Here is a 15,544-nt window from a genome sequence, read left to right as displayed (position 1 = left end):
CTGAACGTGCGTTTGCCGCCCTTGCAGCTGTTGCCGGCGTTCGACGCCGCCGCGCGGCATTTGAGCTTCAGCAAGGCCGCGCGGGAACTGCACCTGACCACATCGGCGATCAGCCAGCAGATCAAACAGCTTGAAGCGCAGTTGGGCATGCCGCTGTTTCGGCGTTTGACCCGCCGGGTTGAACTGACTGAGGCAGGCCACGAGTTTGCCTTGGTTGCGGCGAAAACATTGGGTGCCTACCGCTCGGGTCATGCCGCCTTTGTGCAAAAGTTTGCAAGGGCGCAATTGCGCTTGAGCATGACGCCGCTGATCGCTAACGAGTTCGTGATTCCCAGGATTCAGGATTTTCAGTCCGCTCACCCTGAGTTGAGTCTGTCGATTGAAAGCAGCATGGATCTGGTCGACTTCGATCAGGAGCCGATTGACGCGGCGGTTCGGGTCGGCGCTGGGCAATGGCCCGGCCTTGAGGCCTGGCTGCTGTGCGAATGTGTCGCCGTTGCGCTGGCGGCGCCGTCTTTGCTCGCCGCGCAACCCATTCGGCGTATCGACGATCTGGTTCATCACACCCTGATTCGCCGTCGGCAGGAACAGTTTGGTTGGGCCGACCTGGCCCGCCTGATGCAGATGCCCGGGGTCTCAGGTCGCAATGAGTTGCTGGTCGATTCCGATCTCGCTGCGCTGAACGCGGCGCAGCGCGGGCAGGGTGTGACGCTCAGTTTTTTGCCCGCGGGAGTGGCGCCGTCCGTGCTGTGGCCGGAGGACCAGCTGAGGGCGGTCATGCCACCCTTCAAGACATCACTGAAAGCCTGGTTCGTGTTCCGCCCAAACGATGCAAAAGCTGATTTGCTGAGAGAGGTATTTGCCTGGATTTGTGAGCAGATCGCGCCGAGTCGCGATACCGACAGTTAAGCCTGGCTTAATCATGCTGTAGCAATCATCGTTTGTCAGGCTGCAGGGGCACCCGCAGACTTGTGGCGTATTCAAAGCGCGACAACGAGGGGCACATGAGCTTGCAGGATTCAGCACACGTATCTGGCGGTCAGCATCGCGTGTCCTCAGCGCTGGCGAACTTACACGCCCTGGGCGTGCGTCACGCCGTGATGCAGGCGGGTATGTCTACGGCGTCGGGGCCGAAGCTGGCGGGCGCGGTATCCGCTGTGGGTGGCATCGGCACCCTGGGCTTGCACGATGTGTCGGTCTGGGAATCGGTGATCGAGCAGACCAAAGCCGAGGCACAGGGGCGACCCATGTGTGCCAACCTGCTGCTGCCGTATACCCGCAGGCGGCACGTCGAGATACTGATTCGCCAACGCGTCCCGATGGTGACGCTGTTCTGGGGACACGCGCCTCAACTGATTCGTCAGCTTCAATCTCATGACGTGTTCGTCTTTCAGCAGATTGGTTCCGAGGAGGAGGCGCGCAAGGCGCTGGATGCCGGCATCGATGGTCTGATCGTGCAGGGGCTCGAAGCCGGTGGCCATGTGCGGGCGCAAGCGCGTTTGGAAACGCTGCTGCCGCGTATTTCCGAGCTGTCCGCTGAGCTTCCCGTATTCGCCGCAGGCGGTGTCTACAGCGCCAAGGATGCGGCGCACGCCGTCGCCCTGGGCGCTGACGGCGTGTGTAGCGGCACGCGCTTTCTGCTCACACCCGAAAGCCATATTCACGAGGCTTACCGCCAGCGCCTTCTGGATGCGGATTCCACGATGCTGACGCATCTGTTCGGCTTGGGCTGGCCCGATTTGCACCGAGTTGTACCGAACGCGGCCACGGATCGCTGGTGCGATGAGGATGGCGCCATTCCGACCTGGCTGCACAGGCTGAATGCCGCCTTTTCCTTCACCCGCAAAATCGTGCCGATGAAGGCCGGGATTGCAAAAGCTCAGCAGCCGGGGCGGCCCTTTTTCTCGCCGGCTTTAATGGACAGTCATATGCCGGCCGAGCTGGTAGAGGCCACGGCTTTGTACGCCGGCGAGCACATTGCACGCATTCGTCGTCTTGAGTCTGCGGCCAACGTCGTGCGTGAACTGGCGCGTGGACTTGAGGCTGGGAACAACCAAGTCGCTGTAAGCGGCTGAACAGACGCTGAGCATCTGCAAAGGAATCCGAATATGCGTATTGCCACCACAAGTCTGAAGATTTTTGGCCTGTACATGATGTTCATCCCGGGCCTGGGCTTGATGATCATGCCTGCTTTTGTGCTTGATCTGTTCGCACTGCATCACGCTGATGCGTTATGGACGGCGCGGGTTGTGGGCTTGCTGGCGTTCATCATTGGCAGCTATCAGTTGACCATTGCGCGGCTGCAGATCCAGCGTCTTTATCGGCTGACGGTTTGGCAGCGATACGGTGCGGCGGCTTTCTTCGTTGGCCTGTGGATTGCGGGTGAAGCCGGCATCGCCATCCTGCTATTTGCCTTGATCGACATGCTGGGCGCCAGTTTGACCCTGTTTGCTTCATCTCCTGAGCAGACCCACGCCGCTTTACACGCGCAGCATGCCGAGCAACGCTGAGTTGCTAGCCCAAGTCAGTGTTGAGCCAGCAGGACACGATGTGCCCGGCTGGCCAGTCCTGGCCGGCTTCGATTCTGGCCAGGGCATTGGCTGAGGCCAGGTTGCTGGTCATGTGTGAGGCTTGATGAGGCAGAGGGCGGGCCGTGAGCTGTCCGCTCGCATCGGCCGCGACGCAGACCCGCAGCAGTCGCGTGCGCCGTTGGTCGCCGCTGACCGGCTGGGTCAGCTTGGCGTGTAGCGGCGCGGGCGCCGTCACACCACACAAATGCGCCAGCGCGATGCGCACGTGCAACATCGCACAGGCGTAAACAGAGGCCGGGTTGCCGGGCAGGACAAACACCGCCTGTCCGTCTGGTCCGCGGCCAAAGCTCAAGGGTTTCCCGGGTTTTTGAGCGACCTTCCAGAACAACTCGTGAACAGCGTTGGCCTGACAGGCAGCGCGGCTGTGATCATGATCGCCAACCGATGCACCGCCGCTGATCAGCAGCATGTCGCAATCATCCAGCGCTGCGCCCACGCACGCGCTCAGTTGAGCCGGGTCGTCCGGGCAGCGGGTCAGGCGGCTGACGCGGGCGCCCTGATCGCGGACAAAATGGGCCAAAAAGCTGCCGTTGGATTCGAAAATCTGTGCGGGGCCACGTTCGCTGCCGGGCGCGACCAGTTCGCTGCCGCTGACGATAATTGCCACGCGTGACTGGGCCCGGCACGGCACCTGTGCGTGTCCGGCGCCGGCGGCGATGGACAGGCGGGCGGCGTTGAGACGCTGTCCGGCGTGGAGCAGAACTTGGCCGGCCTGCACCTCTTCGCCGCGCTGGCGCACGTGGCGACCGCTTTGCACGGTTTGCGTAAACACCGCACGCGTGGCATCGGCGTGCACGTTTTCCTGGATCTCCACGCTGTCCGCCCCGTCAGGCAGCGGTGCACCGGTAAAAATGCGGGCGCATTGGCCCGCCGGCAGTGGCCTGGGTGTGTCGCCAGCGGCGATCGATTGCGTTACCGGCAGCTCAACAGGCTGCGTTGTGGCGTGCCGCAGATCCGATGCATGCACGGCGTAACCGTCCATGGCGCTCTGCCGCATCGGCGGCAAATCCAGCGTGCTGGTCAGATCCGTTGCAAGCACGCGACAGTGGGCATCTTCAAGCGCTAGCGACTGCTGCGTGGGCAGGGCCTTGAGCTGCGCATAATGCGCCAGTGCTTGGTCCAGGCTCAGCATGGCCTAGCCCGGTCGGTGCAGCACGCCCACGGCGTGCACCACGCCGGTTCGGATCGCGGCCCAGCTCTCGCGCGTGCCGGCCAGGCTGCCGGGCAGGGTGATGACCAGCGAGCGGCCGATGGTCCCGGCCACACCGCGCGCAATCAGGGCCAGCGGGGTTCGCTGCTGGCCGAACTGACGCGCGCTTTCCATGATGCCCGGCACATCCTTGTCGAGCATGGCGGCGACGGTTTCGGCGCTGCAGTCGTCCGGCGCGAGGCCAGTGCCGCCAACGGTGATGATCAACGCGGCATGGTCATCCACCGCTGCGCGAACCGCTTCACGCACGTTAGTTGCATCGGGTTTGATGACCTGACGCTGCAACGGGGCAAAGCCGGCCTCATCCAGCGCGCCGGCCAGCCAGTCGGCCGCCGCGTCGGGCTTGCCGCCGCTGGCGATCCGGCTCGATACGGTGATGATGTGCGCGGGGCGGGCCGATTTGAGACTGCGCCGATGGTCGGATTTGCCGCCGGTTTTCTCCAGCAGGCGCACCCCATCAATGCTCAAGTCCATGCCGGCATGCGGTTTGAGCATGTCGTACACGGTCAATGCGGCCACGCTGGCGCCGGTCAGGGCTTCCATCTCCACCCCGGTTGGGCCGATGGTAGCGACCAGGGCTTCAATGCGCAGGGCATCGTCGTGCAGCTCGAAGTCGATGGCGCTGTGCTGCAGGGTCAGGGGATGACAGTGCGGCAGCAGCTCCCAGCAGCGCTTGATCGCCATCATGCCGGCGATGCGTGCGGCTTCACGCACGTCGCCTTTGTCGATGGTCCCGTCAAGCACCCGTTGGGCGCAGTCTGCGGGCATGCGTACCCAGGCTTCGGCTCGCGCCTGGCGCGCCGTGGATGGTTTGTCGCTGATGTCTCTCAAGCTGCGGCCCCGGTAGTCTCGATTGGCGCAGCGCATTGTACGCATGCACGGCTCAGTCGCCGAAGTTGTAGCGGAGCTCGACTACGTACTGTGGTTCATCAATCAAAGCCACCGTGGCGTAGTTGCCGGGAAACTGAGGCTGGTCGATGAGCACGGCGCGTTCGCGCTCGCCGGTCAGATTCTTGGCGTTGACGATGAGCGACCAGCGCCGGTCCAGCGGGGCGATCCCCAGCCGAGCATTGATACGTGTGGTGGCGGCCTGATGGCTGGCCGGGTCGAGGTCGACATCCAGGAATTGTTCGCCCTGGTACAGCACATCAATGCCGAACAACCCGCCGATCTGACGCCGCGGCCACAGCGGGAATTTGACCGAGGGCGTGAAACTTGCGCTGAGGCGCGGCGCGAATGGTGTTTCGCGCCCGCTCAGATCCTGGGTCGGTGGCGGATTGGCTTCGCCGCTGCTGTTGCAGGCGGGGTCGCTGGCGGTGGAGCCCGCCTGGGCCGGACCGCAGCGGAAGTCGCCGTACGCCACATCGCTGATGCCCAGACTGCCGGCCAGGGTCAGAAAATCCAGCGGCGGCAGCCACTGAAGATCGATTTCCAGGCCCTGTGAGACCGCGCTGGCGGCATTGATGGTGCTGATGTTGGTGCCGTCGAACAGGTTGACCTGCAGATCGTCGAAGCTGACCCGGTAGGCCGTGGCGTTGAGCATCAGGCTGTCATCCAGCCAGCGGCTTTTGATGCCGGCCTCGAACGACAGCGCACTTTCCGGCTCGTACTCCAGGTTGCGCGGTGCCAGCAGCGGGCCGGAATAGCCACCGCTCTTGAAGCCTCGGGTGGCGTTGGCGAACAGGCTGATGTCCTCGGCCAGGCGATAGCTCAGCGCGATCTTGGGCGAGCGTTCGATCTCGTCGCGTGTGCTGCGGGTTTCGAACTGGCGCTGGCCGGCGAAGGCGGCCGCGGCCGGGCACAGCGGACGGTTGGCGCACTTAGATGATTGCTCGCCCTGCTTGCGCTCGCGTCCGTAGCGAAAGCCCACGGTCAGGTCGAGCGCCTCGGTCAGCGACCAGGTGGTCTGAAAGAATGCGGCCAGCGTGCGCGCGTCGATCAGCGTGGCGTTATCGAGTATCTCCACCGCCACGGCTTCGGGAATCAGGTTGAACGGACCCGGAATGTCGCTGATGTCTCGCGGCAGACCAAGACTTTCCAGCACATCACCGAGCGCCTCGGGAACCTGTGGAATGCGGCTGCCCGGTGCGGTGCCGCCGGCGATCAGGGAATCAATCACCCCGTTGAAGTTGACGTGGACGTTCTGGGTCACGTCGGCCGCGCTTTGCATGCCGTAGATGCCGACGATCCAGTCCATGTGCTGGCCAAAACCGAACAGGCCCGCGCTGCTGAATGCGCTGCGCAGTTCGAAGGAGCGCTGGTGGTAGGTTTCCGGCCCCTGAGAGGCCACGGATTGTGAATCCACCGGTGAGAAATCACTGTCCAGCAGATAGGGCGTTTCGATCTGTGCGTCGGCCAGGATCAGATTGATGTTGAGATCGTTGATCGGACCCAGCGCGCCGACAAACTGTTCCAGCTTGATCCACAAGCTGCGCGCATCGCGGCTGGAGTGGTTGGCTTCATTGAACGAGTTGTGGCCGTTGAACGCTTCGGCATCGGCATCCGGATCGACCTGTTGATAGCGCAGCAGCGAGCGTTGTGAGGCCTGCTGCAGTTCGAATGCGTTGCCGGTGGTTCGCGTGCGGGCCAGCAGCGCACCCAGATCCACCGTCAGCGTATCGCTGGCCAGCCAGCGCAGTTTGATACGGCCGCTGAGATCGTCGGATGTGGCGGTTTCATCGCGCAGGGTGTTGTACATGCCAAGCTTGCGGTCGCGGGCTCGAAACGAGACCCGGGCCGCCAGCAGCTGATCGATCAAACCCATGCCCAGCGCGCCTTCCACACGCGTTTCCGACAGGCTGCCGCGAGCCAGGGCTACAAAGCCCTGATTGTCGAAGTCGGGTTGCGCGGTGGTGAAGTTGAGCACGCCGGCGATGGTGTTCTTGCCAAACAGCGTGCCCTGCGGGCCGCGCAGAACCTCGACCCGGTCGATGTCGAAAATCGCATCGGCGATGAAGGTTGAGCGGCCGTAGAACACATCGTCGATGGACAGGCCGACCGAAGGCTCCAGATTGCGCCCCAGCGGTGGTGAGCCGAATCCGCGGATGTTGATGGTGGGCAGGAAGCTGGCCGCCTGGGCATATTTCACGTTCGGGGTGTACTGCATCAGCTCCTGGGCTTCGACGATGGCGGCGTCCTGGATCTGGGCGCGACCCAGGGCCGAGACCGAGATCGGCACATCTTGCAGGCTTTGCTCGGTTTTCTGCGCGGTGACCACGATCTCTTCGATCGCCCGTCTGGGGCCCGTAGGGTCTGGAGCAGGTGCCTCGGGCAGCTGGATACTCGCCGGTGTTGGCGTCGGAGCAGGGCTCGGCGTTGCTTGCGGCGTGCTGTCGGGTTCGTTGGCGAACAGCTGGTCGAGGGCGTCGTCCGCCACAACCGGATTGATGACGCCCATCATCACACTGAGGCCGAGGCATGCCACGGCGCGTTTGGCTCGCATTGAGGTCTCCTCCACGCCGCCTTGTTTGAATGGGCGGTCTGCTGGCATGCGATAACGGCAGTCGCTTGCTGCCGATTTAAAGTTTTACAGTGTGTCTAATTTGTAACAGTCGGGCAGCGCCGTCAATGCGCCTGAGCGCGTGTTCAGGACAGAAGTGGACAATATGTCAATAAAATCAGGGCGGCGCGCTGCGATGCGCGCCGCCCGACAGCTCGGTGAGCTTGAGCGGAATTCCGCTTAGGCGGCGTTCTTGCGCTGGCGTCGCCACATGACCAGCACAACCAGGGCAAGCAACAGCCAGGGGCCGTAGCGCAAGGCGCGGTCGTGCATGCTGTTGATGCTGAGCTGACGACGGGCGTCATAGCCTTCCGGCACCTCCAGCGCGCCGACATCCTCGGCCCAGGCGTCGTAGTGTTCGCGCATCAAGCGGAAACGCTCGGGCTGGTCGGCGGACAGATCGCGGGTTTCCCCCGGATCGGTGGCGATGTTGAACAGCTTCCATTGGCCGTCGCCGTAGCGCGGACGGTTGCGAGAAAGTTTGTAGTCGCCCATGAACAGCGCCACGTTGCCGGCGGTTTCGAAGGCCACGATGTCTTGATCCTCGCGCACCGGCTGCTCGGACTGCTGTAGGGCCGAGAGCAGGGAACGGCCGCGTATGGCTTCGATGCCCTCGGGGCTGTCCCGGCTGACTCCGGCAATCTCCAGCAGAGTCGGCGCGATGTCGATCACAAAACTGGGCTGGCGAATCTGCGCAGGGCCGGGAATGGAGGCGCCGGAAAAAATCGCCGGCACGCGCACGCCGCCTTCGCCGGTGTAGAACTTGAACAATGCGTGTGGCGAGGCGGCCGCACTGGCGAACTCGGGGCCGATGTATCCGTAGGTGCCTTTCTCGCCAAGCGTGTCGAGATCCAGCGAATAATCCACCCAGTCCAGCCACAGGGCCATGCCCGGGGTTTCCAGCGGATCGTTGTGCTCCGGACCATTGTCGGAGAGAAATACGAAGGTGGTGTTGTCGTAGTCGCCGCTGGCCTTGAGATGTTCGATGAGACGACCGATGTGATGGTCCATCGCCTCGATCATGCCGGCGTTGACCTGCATGTTCATGGCCAGCCGTTCGCGCGTGGGCTGGTCCAGCTGGTTCCAGTCACGCAGGCCCTCAGGCATGGCCCCGATCGGGGCGTCGGCATCGACGATGCCCAGTTCCACGGCGCGCTCATGGCGGGCCTTGCGGATGGCGTCCCAGCCGGCATCGTAAACGCCGTTGTAGCGCTCCACGTATTCGCGTGGTGCTTGCACCGGGATGTGCACGGCCTGGAAGGCAAGATAGGCAAAGAACGGGTTGTTCTGGTTGGCGCCGGAATCGATGTATTCGATCAGCTTGTCGACCAGAAAACGAGAGGAATAGAAGTCATCCGGCAGGGTCGTGGGATGGCCATCTTCGTACCACGGGGCTTCGGGGTAAATCGGCAAATAGGGTTTTTGTTCCCAGTTGTCGGCACCCGAGGCTTCCAGCGCAAATGAGCGGTCAAAGCCGCGCGCATTGGGCAGCGAGCGCGGGTCCTTGCCGAGGTGCCATTTGCCGGTCATGTAGGTGCGGTAGCCGGCGCGTTTGAGGCGTGTGGCCAGGGTTTCCACGCGCTCATTCAGGCGGCCGAGGTAGGCCGGCTCGCCACGAAAACTCAAAGGTGTGGTTTCCGGCAGGTTGCCAAGGCCGGCGCGATGGCTTTCCACCCCGGTCATGAGCATGGCCCGCGAAGGCGAACACAGTGGCGAGGTGTGATAGCTGGTCAGCAGGGTGCCACGTTCGGCCAGTGCGTTGATGTTCGGCGTGCTGACCTCGCCACCGTAAACCCCGAGATCGGTGTAGCCCAGATCATCGGCCATGATGAGCACGATATTGGGTCGTTCGGCGGTGCTGGCGGCGGCGTTGCCGAACACGCCCAGCGCGAGCGTGACGGCGATGAGGCAGCGGCACGATGCACTGATACGCAAGTCGTCCATGCGAGGAGGTCTCCTTCTTTTTTGTGAGCACTGTAGCAGGCTTGAAGCGGCCCGGGCTTGGCAGTCAATACAGTTATAGACATACTGTAAACAAATTGGCGTGGCACCAGGATCACGCCTGAGGAGACAGCATGCGCAGGAAATGGGTGTGGGGCCTGATCGGGCTCGGATTGATCGCGGCCGGGCTTTTAGCTGTGGTCGGTGACCGGATTTTGTTGCGGGTGATGCAGCGTCAGGTCGAGGCCAATCTGTCGGATGCGGTGTTCTCCCAGTACGCTGATGGCCTGCATGTGGTGTTGTGTGGTGCGGGCTCGCCCATGCCCGACCCCAAACGTGCCGGGCCATGCGTGGCGGTGGTGGCTGGCGGGCAGATTTTTGTTGTCGATGTGGGCAGCGGGGCGGTGCGCAACATGCTGCACCTGGGTTTGCCGCCGGGGCATGTCGAGGCCTTGCTGCTGACCCATTTTCATTCCGACCACATTGATGGCGTTGGTGAGCTGATGCTGCAGCGCTGGGCCGGCGGTGCACGGACCAGCCCCTTGCCGATTCATGGGCCACCCGGTGTCGAGGCGATTGTCGAGGGCTTCAATCAGGCCTACAGCCATGATTTCGGGTATCGCGTGGCTCACCATGGCGCCGCGGTTATCCCGCCGCAGGGCGCGGGTGCTAAGGCACAAGCTTTCGGGTTGCCGGACGAGGGTGAGGCACGCCTCATCGTCGAACGCGACGGTTTGCGTATCAGCGCATTTCGCGTCGACCATGCACCGGTTGCGCCGGCCGTGGGCTACCGCTTTGACTATCGCGGTCGCAGCTTGGTGATCTCGGGTGATACGGTCAGCTCAAACAATCTGGCGCAGATGGCCAAGGGCGTCGATGTGCTGGTGCATGAAGCCCTGGCCGGGCATCTGGTCGACGTGATCAGCGCGGGCGCGCAGGCCGTGGGTGCCGAACACATGGCGCGGATCACCCAGGATATCCATGACTATCACGCCAGCCCACAGGAGGTCGCCCAAATCGCCCAGGCCGCGGGGGTCAAGCATCTGCTGTACTACCACATCGTGCCGGCGCTGCCGGTCCGGCGCCTGGAGGCCCTGTTCGTGGAGGGCGTGTCCGAGATCTATGACGGCCCCGCCACCGTGGGACGTGACGGCACCTGGTTGGCCTTGCCGCCGCACAGTGACAAAGTCGTGCTCGGGCGCCGCGGTTAGGCGCAGCACAGACCAGGGATTTAAGTATGCGTGAAACGTACCGTTTTTTCGGTTGGGAGATGTCGCTGTACAGCGGCAAATTGCGCGCCTATCTGCGCCACAAGAACATTCCCTATGAAGAACGCCGGGCAACCCTCTGGGACATGCGCCAGATCCGCCGCGAGACCGGCGCCCAGGTGATGCCGGTGCTGGTTACGCCGGAAGGTGAGTGGCTGCAGGACACCTCGCACATCATCGATGTGCTGGAAGGTCGCTTTCCGCAGGCGCCGGTGGTGCCTGACGGCCCGCGTCAGCGCATCGCCGCCTATCTTCTGGAAGCCTGGGGGGACGAATTCTGGCTGGCCAGCGCGATGCATTATCGCTGGCACTTCGCACAGAATTACCGCGAGATTTTCCAGCCCGAGGGTGGCGACAATCTGTTGCCCTATGCGCCGCGCTGGCTCAAGAACCGGGTCATCGAACGGGTCGCCATGAGCATGCGTTCGTTCCTGCCCGGGCTGGGTGTGCTGCCCGATCAGGTCGACGCGATCGAAGCCTGGAGCGAGCACATGTGTGATGCGCTGGATCGCCACTTTGCTGAACATCGCTATCTGCTGGGCGGGCGTCCCAGTCTGGGCGACTACGGATTGATTGGCCCGCTGTACGCGCATCTGGGACGGGACCCCTATCCAGCGGAGCATCTGATCGCCGCGCGCCCGCACCTTGCCGCATGGATCGAACGTATGCAGCAGCCGGACGGGCAGGATGGTGAATTTCTCCCCGACGACGCCATCGCCGCGACCCTCGCACCGCTGTTCGAATCGGTGTTCGGCGAATTCTGGACCTATCTGGAAGCAACCCGCGAGGCGCTGGAAAAAGTGCCCGAACCGGCGCCGGGGCGCGGTTACTCGCGTGCGCTTGGCGAGGTGTCCTTGAGTCTGGCCGGGCGACCCTTTCGCTGCAAGGCACGCCCGTTCAGTCTGTGGATGCTGCAGCGCGCGCAGGAAGCCTATGCGCACATGGACAGCACGCAGCGGGCCACGGTCGACACCTGGTTGTCCGATTACGCGGCTGAACAAGCTATGCATGGAACATGGCCGCGTCTGCAACGCATGGCTTTGCACGTGCGGCCGATCGGTGAGGGCGCAGCGTGAGAGGCGTCACGGCGTGCGGCCTGCTCGGCCTCAGCTTGATGCTTGGCGTGGCGCATGCCGACATGATTCGCCTGCCAGGTGGCGACACGCGTATCGGGGACGATCAGGGCCATCCCGATGAGCGACCCGCTTTCAGTGTTCATGTGCCGAGCTTTGAGCTGGATCGTGGGCCGGTCAGCGTGAGCGCGTTTGCGGATTATGTGATGCAAAACGACGTGCAAACCGATGCGCAGCGATTGGGCAGTGCGGCGGTGATGCGTTTTGGCAGCGGCCGCTGGACCCTGCTTGAGGGGGCATACTGGCGTCAGCCCTTGGGGCCCCAGGGCCCCGAGGCCAAGTCCGATCATCCGGTGACCCAGGTGTCCTGGCATGACGCCCAGGCGTATTGCGCGGCGCAGGGCAAAAGACTGCCCAGCGAGATTGAGTTTGAGTATGCCGCACGTCTTGCCGGTCATGGTGACAAGCACGCCTTTGGTCGCCGTCTGGTCGAGCAGGGCGAGTACAAGGCCAATGTCTGGACCGGCGTATTTCCCGCCATCAACACCGCCGAGGACGGTTACAAAGCGACCTCGCCGGTGGGGGCGTACGGCCAGGATGCATTGGGTTTCGAGGACCTGGCCGGCAACGTCTGGGAGTGGACGGCGGACTGGTATCAGCCCTATCCACCCGCGAGCGGTGGAGCGCAAACCGAGAAGGTGCAGCGGGGCGGTTCGTTCCTGTGTGATCCGCATGTGTGTTACGGCTTTCGGGTCAGTGCGCGTGCCCATGCCACGCCGGATTCGGCCCTCATGCACGTGGGCTTTCGCTGCGCCCGCGATGTGAAGGAATAAGATGAAACGTGCCGTGCTGATCAGTGCTGCGGTGTTGGCGCTTGTGCTCGCCAGTGTGTACATGGGGCGCACCTATATCCTGTTGCACATCAGTGGCTGGCTCACCGATCTGCGCCATCCGGTGGCGGCTAACCAGCCGGTGGCATGGATGCAGGGGCCGACTCAGGCCTCGCAAGACCCGCTGCAGCGCCCGCCCAATGTGGTGCTCATCCTGTTCGATGACCTGGGTTTCAATGATGTCAGCAGCTACGGTGGCGGCATGCCGGAAGTGCCGACACCGAACATCGACGCCGTGGCGCAGCAGGGCGTGCGCTTCACCCGGGGCTATGCGGCCAATGCCATCTGCGCGCCGTCACGCGCGGCCTTGCTGACCGGCCGTTATGCCACGCGCTTCGGCTTCGAATTCACCCCTCTGCCGGGCAATATGGCGCGGGTGGCGCCGCTGATCTACGGCCAGACGCCGCGCCGTCTGCCGGTGGTGACACATCCGCAACGCAGCGGCGAAGTGGCTGATTTCGATCAGCTCGGTCTGCCGCCGTCCGAGGTGACCCTGGCCGAAATCCTGGCCGAGCGCGGCTATCACAACGTCCATATCGGCAAATGGCATCTGGGCGGCACGCCTGAACTGCGTCCGCTCAATCAGGGTTTTGATGAAAGCCTGTATCTGGAAAACGGTCTGTATCTGCCGCAGGACCATCCCGAGGTGGTCAATTCACGCCAGGATTTTGACCCCATCGACCGTTTCCTGTGGGCCAATATGCGCTACGCAACGAGCTACAACGGCGGAGCCTGGTTCGAACCAGGCGGTTACCTGACCGATTACTACACCGATGAGGCGGTCAAGGTGATCGAGGCCAATCGCAACCGGCCGTTCTTCCTGTATCTGGCGCACTGGGCCCCACACACGCCGCTGCAGGCGACACGCGAGGATTACGCGGCCTTGGCCCATATCAGCGATCATCGACGGCGCGTTTACGGCGCCATGCTGCGTGCGGTCGATCGCAGCGTCGGGCGGGTGCGCGATGCGCTGGCTGCCAACGGCCTGGCGGACAACACCTTGCTGGTTGTGACCAGTGACAACGGGGCGCCAAATTACCTTGGTCTGCCCGAGGTCAATAAGCCATACCGCGGCTGGAAACTGACCCTGTTTGAAGGTGGCGTACACGTGCCGATGCTGGCTCAGTGGCCAGCCCATCTGCCGGCGGGTGTCGACTACCCACACCCGGTGACCAGTATGGATATTGTGCCCACTGCGGCTGCCGCCGCCGGTGCGACGATGCCCGCCGATCGGGTCATAGACGGCGTCAATCTGCTGCCGCATCTGCGCGGCGAGCGCGACGCGGCGCCCCATGAGGCCTTGTTCTGGCGCTCAGGCAGCTACCAGATGGTTATCGCCGACGGCTGGAAGCTGCAGGTGGCTGAGCGTCCGCGCAAAACCTGGCTGTTTCATCTCGATACGGATCCGACCGAGCAACATGAGGTGTCGGCGCGCTTTCCCGAGCGTGTCGAAGCCTTGCGCGCACGGCTCGCACAGCACAATGCGGGCATGCTTGAGCCGGCCTGGCCAAGCCTGGTCGAGTTGCCGGTACAGATCGACAAGACCCTGCTGGATGCCGAGAGCGCCGACGATGAATACGTGTACTGGCTGAACTGAGCGATGTGACTGAGAGCACCGTCACAGTCGACCTGCGTCGTGACTTATATGCTGTGGCTATCGGGGCACTGCATGGAGTTCAGTCATGAAAGATTTTCAGATCGGCGGCGTGATCAGCCTGCTCGGCAAGACCGCGCCGTTTCTGGTTTTCCGCTTTCTTATCTATTTCGGGATTACGCTGGCATTCGTGCTCATCACCGGTGTGGGCGCCGGCATGGGCTATGGCGCGGGCAGCATCTTCGGTGATGCGGCCACCGGCGGCACCTACGGCGGCCTGTTCGGTTTCGGGCTGGCCAGTGCGGCGATGTATTTCCTGCGTGAGTATCTGCTCTACATGGTCAAGGCCGGGCACATTGCGGTGCTGGTTGAGGTCATGGACGGCGGCGAGATCCCGCAGGGCAAAGGCCAGATCGAGTACGCCCAGGCGGCGGTGCGCGAGCGCTTCACCGAATCATCGGTGCTGTTTGGCGTCGATCAGCTGATCAAGGGGGTGCTCAAGTCGTTCAACCGGGTGTTCTTCACCATTGCAGCGATCCTGCCGATTCCGGGGCTTGAGGGCCTGGTGAAGTTCCTCAACAAGGTTATCGAGCTGTCGCTGACCTATCTGGATGAAGTCATCCTGGCGCACAACATCCGCACGCGTTCCGACAACCCGTGGGCTTCGGCGCGCACGGCCCTGGTGCTGTATGCCCAGAACTACACCACGTTTCTGCGCAATGCCGCGGTCCTGTCGATCGTGATCTGGGGCCTGACCTTGCTGGTGTTCATGCTGATCCTGGCGCCGGTGGCCGGGCTGGTGGCCTTGTTCCCCGGCAGCGCCGGGCCGCTGACCTTCGTCATCGCCGTGGTTTTCGCCTGGGGCGTGAAGCAGGCCGTGATCGAACCCTTCGGCATGACCGCATTGATGCAGGTGTACTTCAGTGTCACCCGTGATCAGCAACCCAATCCGGAGTGGGAGCAGAAACTGGAATCGGTGTCCGACAAGTTCGGGGAGTTGAAGACTCGCGCCATGAACTGGACACCGAAAACACCATCCACGTCGGCCTGAGATTTACAGGGCGGCGTCCAGGGTCTGACCATCCAGATAACGGGCGTCGCCGTCGGTGTAAAACTCCTGCTTGAAGATCGGAACCCGCGCCTTGAGCGCCTCGATGGCAAAGCGTGATGCCTCGTAGGCGGCGGCGCGGTGAGCCGAATGCACCACAATGGCCACGCTGATATCGCCCAGGCGCAGCTCGCCCAGACGGTGCACGATGTGGCACGTGGCCACCGCGAACTGTTGTTCGGCTTCCCGGCAGATTTCGGCCAGCGCTTTTTCGGCCAATGGTTCGTGTGCGGTGTAGCGCATGCCGTTGACCGGACGACCTTCGTTGTGCTCGCGCACCGTGCCGGTGAACAGCAGCGAGGCGCCGCAGGCGTTGCTGGTGCTGGCAAGCAGGGGTTCCAGGGCGATCGCGTTGTGGGTCAGATGCATG

The 15,544-nt window shown here is 63.2% G+C and carries 13 protein-coding genes; 8 read left to right on the top strand and 5 right to left on the bottom strand.

Going from position 1 to position 15,544, the window contains the following annotated elements:
• Window positions 1–6: 6 nt before the first annotated feature.
• From ATO7_RS01050 to ATO7_RS01040, 3 genes are all read left to right on the top strand, one after another.
• Window positions 7–909 (top strand): LysR substrate-binding domain-containing protein, encoded by a 903-nt coding sequence (locus tag ATO7_RS01050; protein ID WP_083559065.1) that lies wholly within the window; start codon window positions 7–9, stop codon window positions 907–909.
• 95 nt (window positions 910–1,004) lie between these two features.
• Window positions 1,005–2,075 carry an NAD(P)H-dependent flavin oxidoreductase gene (locus ATO7_RS01045; protein WP_083559064.1) on the top strand — a complete coding sequence of 357 codons (1,071 nt, stop codon included), beginning with the start codon at window positions 1,005–1,007 and terminating at the stop codon, window positions 2,073–2,075.
• Window positions 2,076–2,108: 33 nt separating this feature from the next.
• Window positions 2,109–2,510, top strand: coding sequence for a hypothetical protein (locus ATO7_RS01040; RefSeq protein WP_083559063.1), 402 nt, complete (start codon window positions 2,109–2,111; stop codon window positions 2,508–2,510).
• A gap of 4 nt (window positions 2,511–2,514) precedes the next feature.
• Here ATO7_RS01040 and ATO7_RS01035 read toward each other — a convergent pair whose 3' ends face one another.
• The 4 genes from ATO7_RS01035 to ATO7_RS01020 all read right to left on the bottom strand — a co-directional run bounded on the left by ATO7_RS01035 (window position 2,515) and on the right by ATO7_RS01020 (window position 9,244).
• Complete coding sequence (locus ATO7_RS01035; protein WP_083559062.1) at window positions 2,515–3,723, bottom strand: molybdopterin molybdotransferase MoeA; 1,209 nt, start codon at window positions 3,721–3,723, stop codon at window positions 2,515–2,517.
• A gap of 3 nt (window positions 3,724–3,726) precedes the next feature.
• Entirely contained in the window at window positions 3,727–4,677 is a 951-nt protein-coding gene (moaCB, locus tag ATO7_RS01030) for a bifunctional molybdenum cofactor biosynthesis protein MoaC/MoaB (protein ID WP_169712856.1), read from the bottom strand.
• A gap of 7 nt (window positions 4,678–4,684) precedes the next feature.
• The gene (locus tag ATO7_RS01025; protein ID WP_158522974.1) at window positions 4,685–7,243 is read right to left on the bottom strand and encodes a TonB-dependent receptor; all 2,559 of its coding nucleotides are present in this window, start codon (window positions 7,241–7,243) and stop codon (window positions 4,685–4,687) included.
• 237 nt (window positions 7,244–7,480) lie between these two features.
• The gene (locus ATO7_RS01020; protein WP_083559060.1) at window positions 7,481–9,244 is read right to left on the bottom strand and encodes an arylsulfatase; all 1,764 of its coding nucleotides are present in this window, start codon (window positions 9,242–9,244) and stop codon (window positions 7,481–7,483) included.
• Between the two features lie 131 nt (window positions 9,245–9,375).
• On the opposite strand from ATO7_RS01020, the gene ATO7_RS01015 reads away from it, so the two are divergent.
• The 5 genes from ATO7_RS01015 to ATO7_RS00995 all read left to right on the top strand — a co-directional run bounded on the left by ATO7_RS01015 (window position 9,376) and on the right by ATO7_RS00995 (window position 15,117).
• The gene (locus tag ATO7_RS01015; protein WP_083559059.1) at window positions 9,376–10,452 is read left to right on the top strand and encodes an MBL fold metallo-hydrolase; all 1,077 of its coding nucleotides are present in this window, start codon (window positions 9,376–9,378) and stop codon (window positions 10,450–10,452) included.
• A gap of 26 nt (window positions 10,453–10,478) precedes the next feature.
• Window positions 10,479–11,585, top strand: coding sequence for a glutathione S-transferase family protein (locus ATO7_RS01010; RefSeq protein ID WP_083559058.1), 1,107 nt, complete (start codon window positions 10,479–10,481; stop codon window positions 11,583–11,585).
• Window positions 11,582–12,415, top strand: coding sequence for a formylglycine-generating enzyme family protein (locus tag ATO7_RS01005; RefSeq protein ID WP_146680094.1), 834 nt, complete (start codon window positions 11,582–11,584; stop codon window positions 12,413–12,415). The genes ATO7_RS01010 and ATO7_RS01005 overlap by 4 nt, the downstream gene beginning before the upstream one ends.
• A gap of 1 nt (window position 12,416) precedes the next feature.
• Entirely contained in the window at window positions 12,417–14,069 is a 1,653-nt protein-coding gene (locus ATO7_RS01000) for a sulfatase-like hydrolase/transferase (protein WP_083559056.1), read from the top strand.
• Between the two features lie 85 nt (window positions 14,070–14,154).
• Window positions 14,155–15,117, top strand: coding sequence for a hypothetical protein (locus tag ATO7_RS00995; RefSeq protein WP_083559055.1), 963 nt, complete (start codon window positions 14,155–14,157; stop codon window positions 15,115–15,117).
• A gap of 3 nt (window positions 15,118–15,120) precedes the next feature.
• On the opposite strand, the gene ATO7_RS00990 is transcribed toward ATO7_RS00995, so the two are convergent.
• Window positions 15,121–15,543, bottom strand: a complete 423-nt coding sequence (locus tag ATO7_RS00990; protein ID WP_083559054.1) for a molybdenum cofactor biosynthesis protein MoaE — start codon at window positions 15,541–15,543, stop codon at window positions 15,121–15,123.
• Window position 15,544: the final 1 nt, after the last annotated feature.

The organism is Oceanococcus atlanticus (assembly GCF_002088235.1).
GTDB lineage: Bacteria > Pseudomonadota > Gammaproteobacteria > Nevskiales > Oceanococcaceae > Oceanococcus > Oceanococcus atlanticus.
The sequence above is the reverse complement of the archived record's forward strand: the minus strand, read 5'-3'. Positions and strand labels throughout refer to the sequence as shown.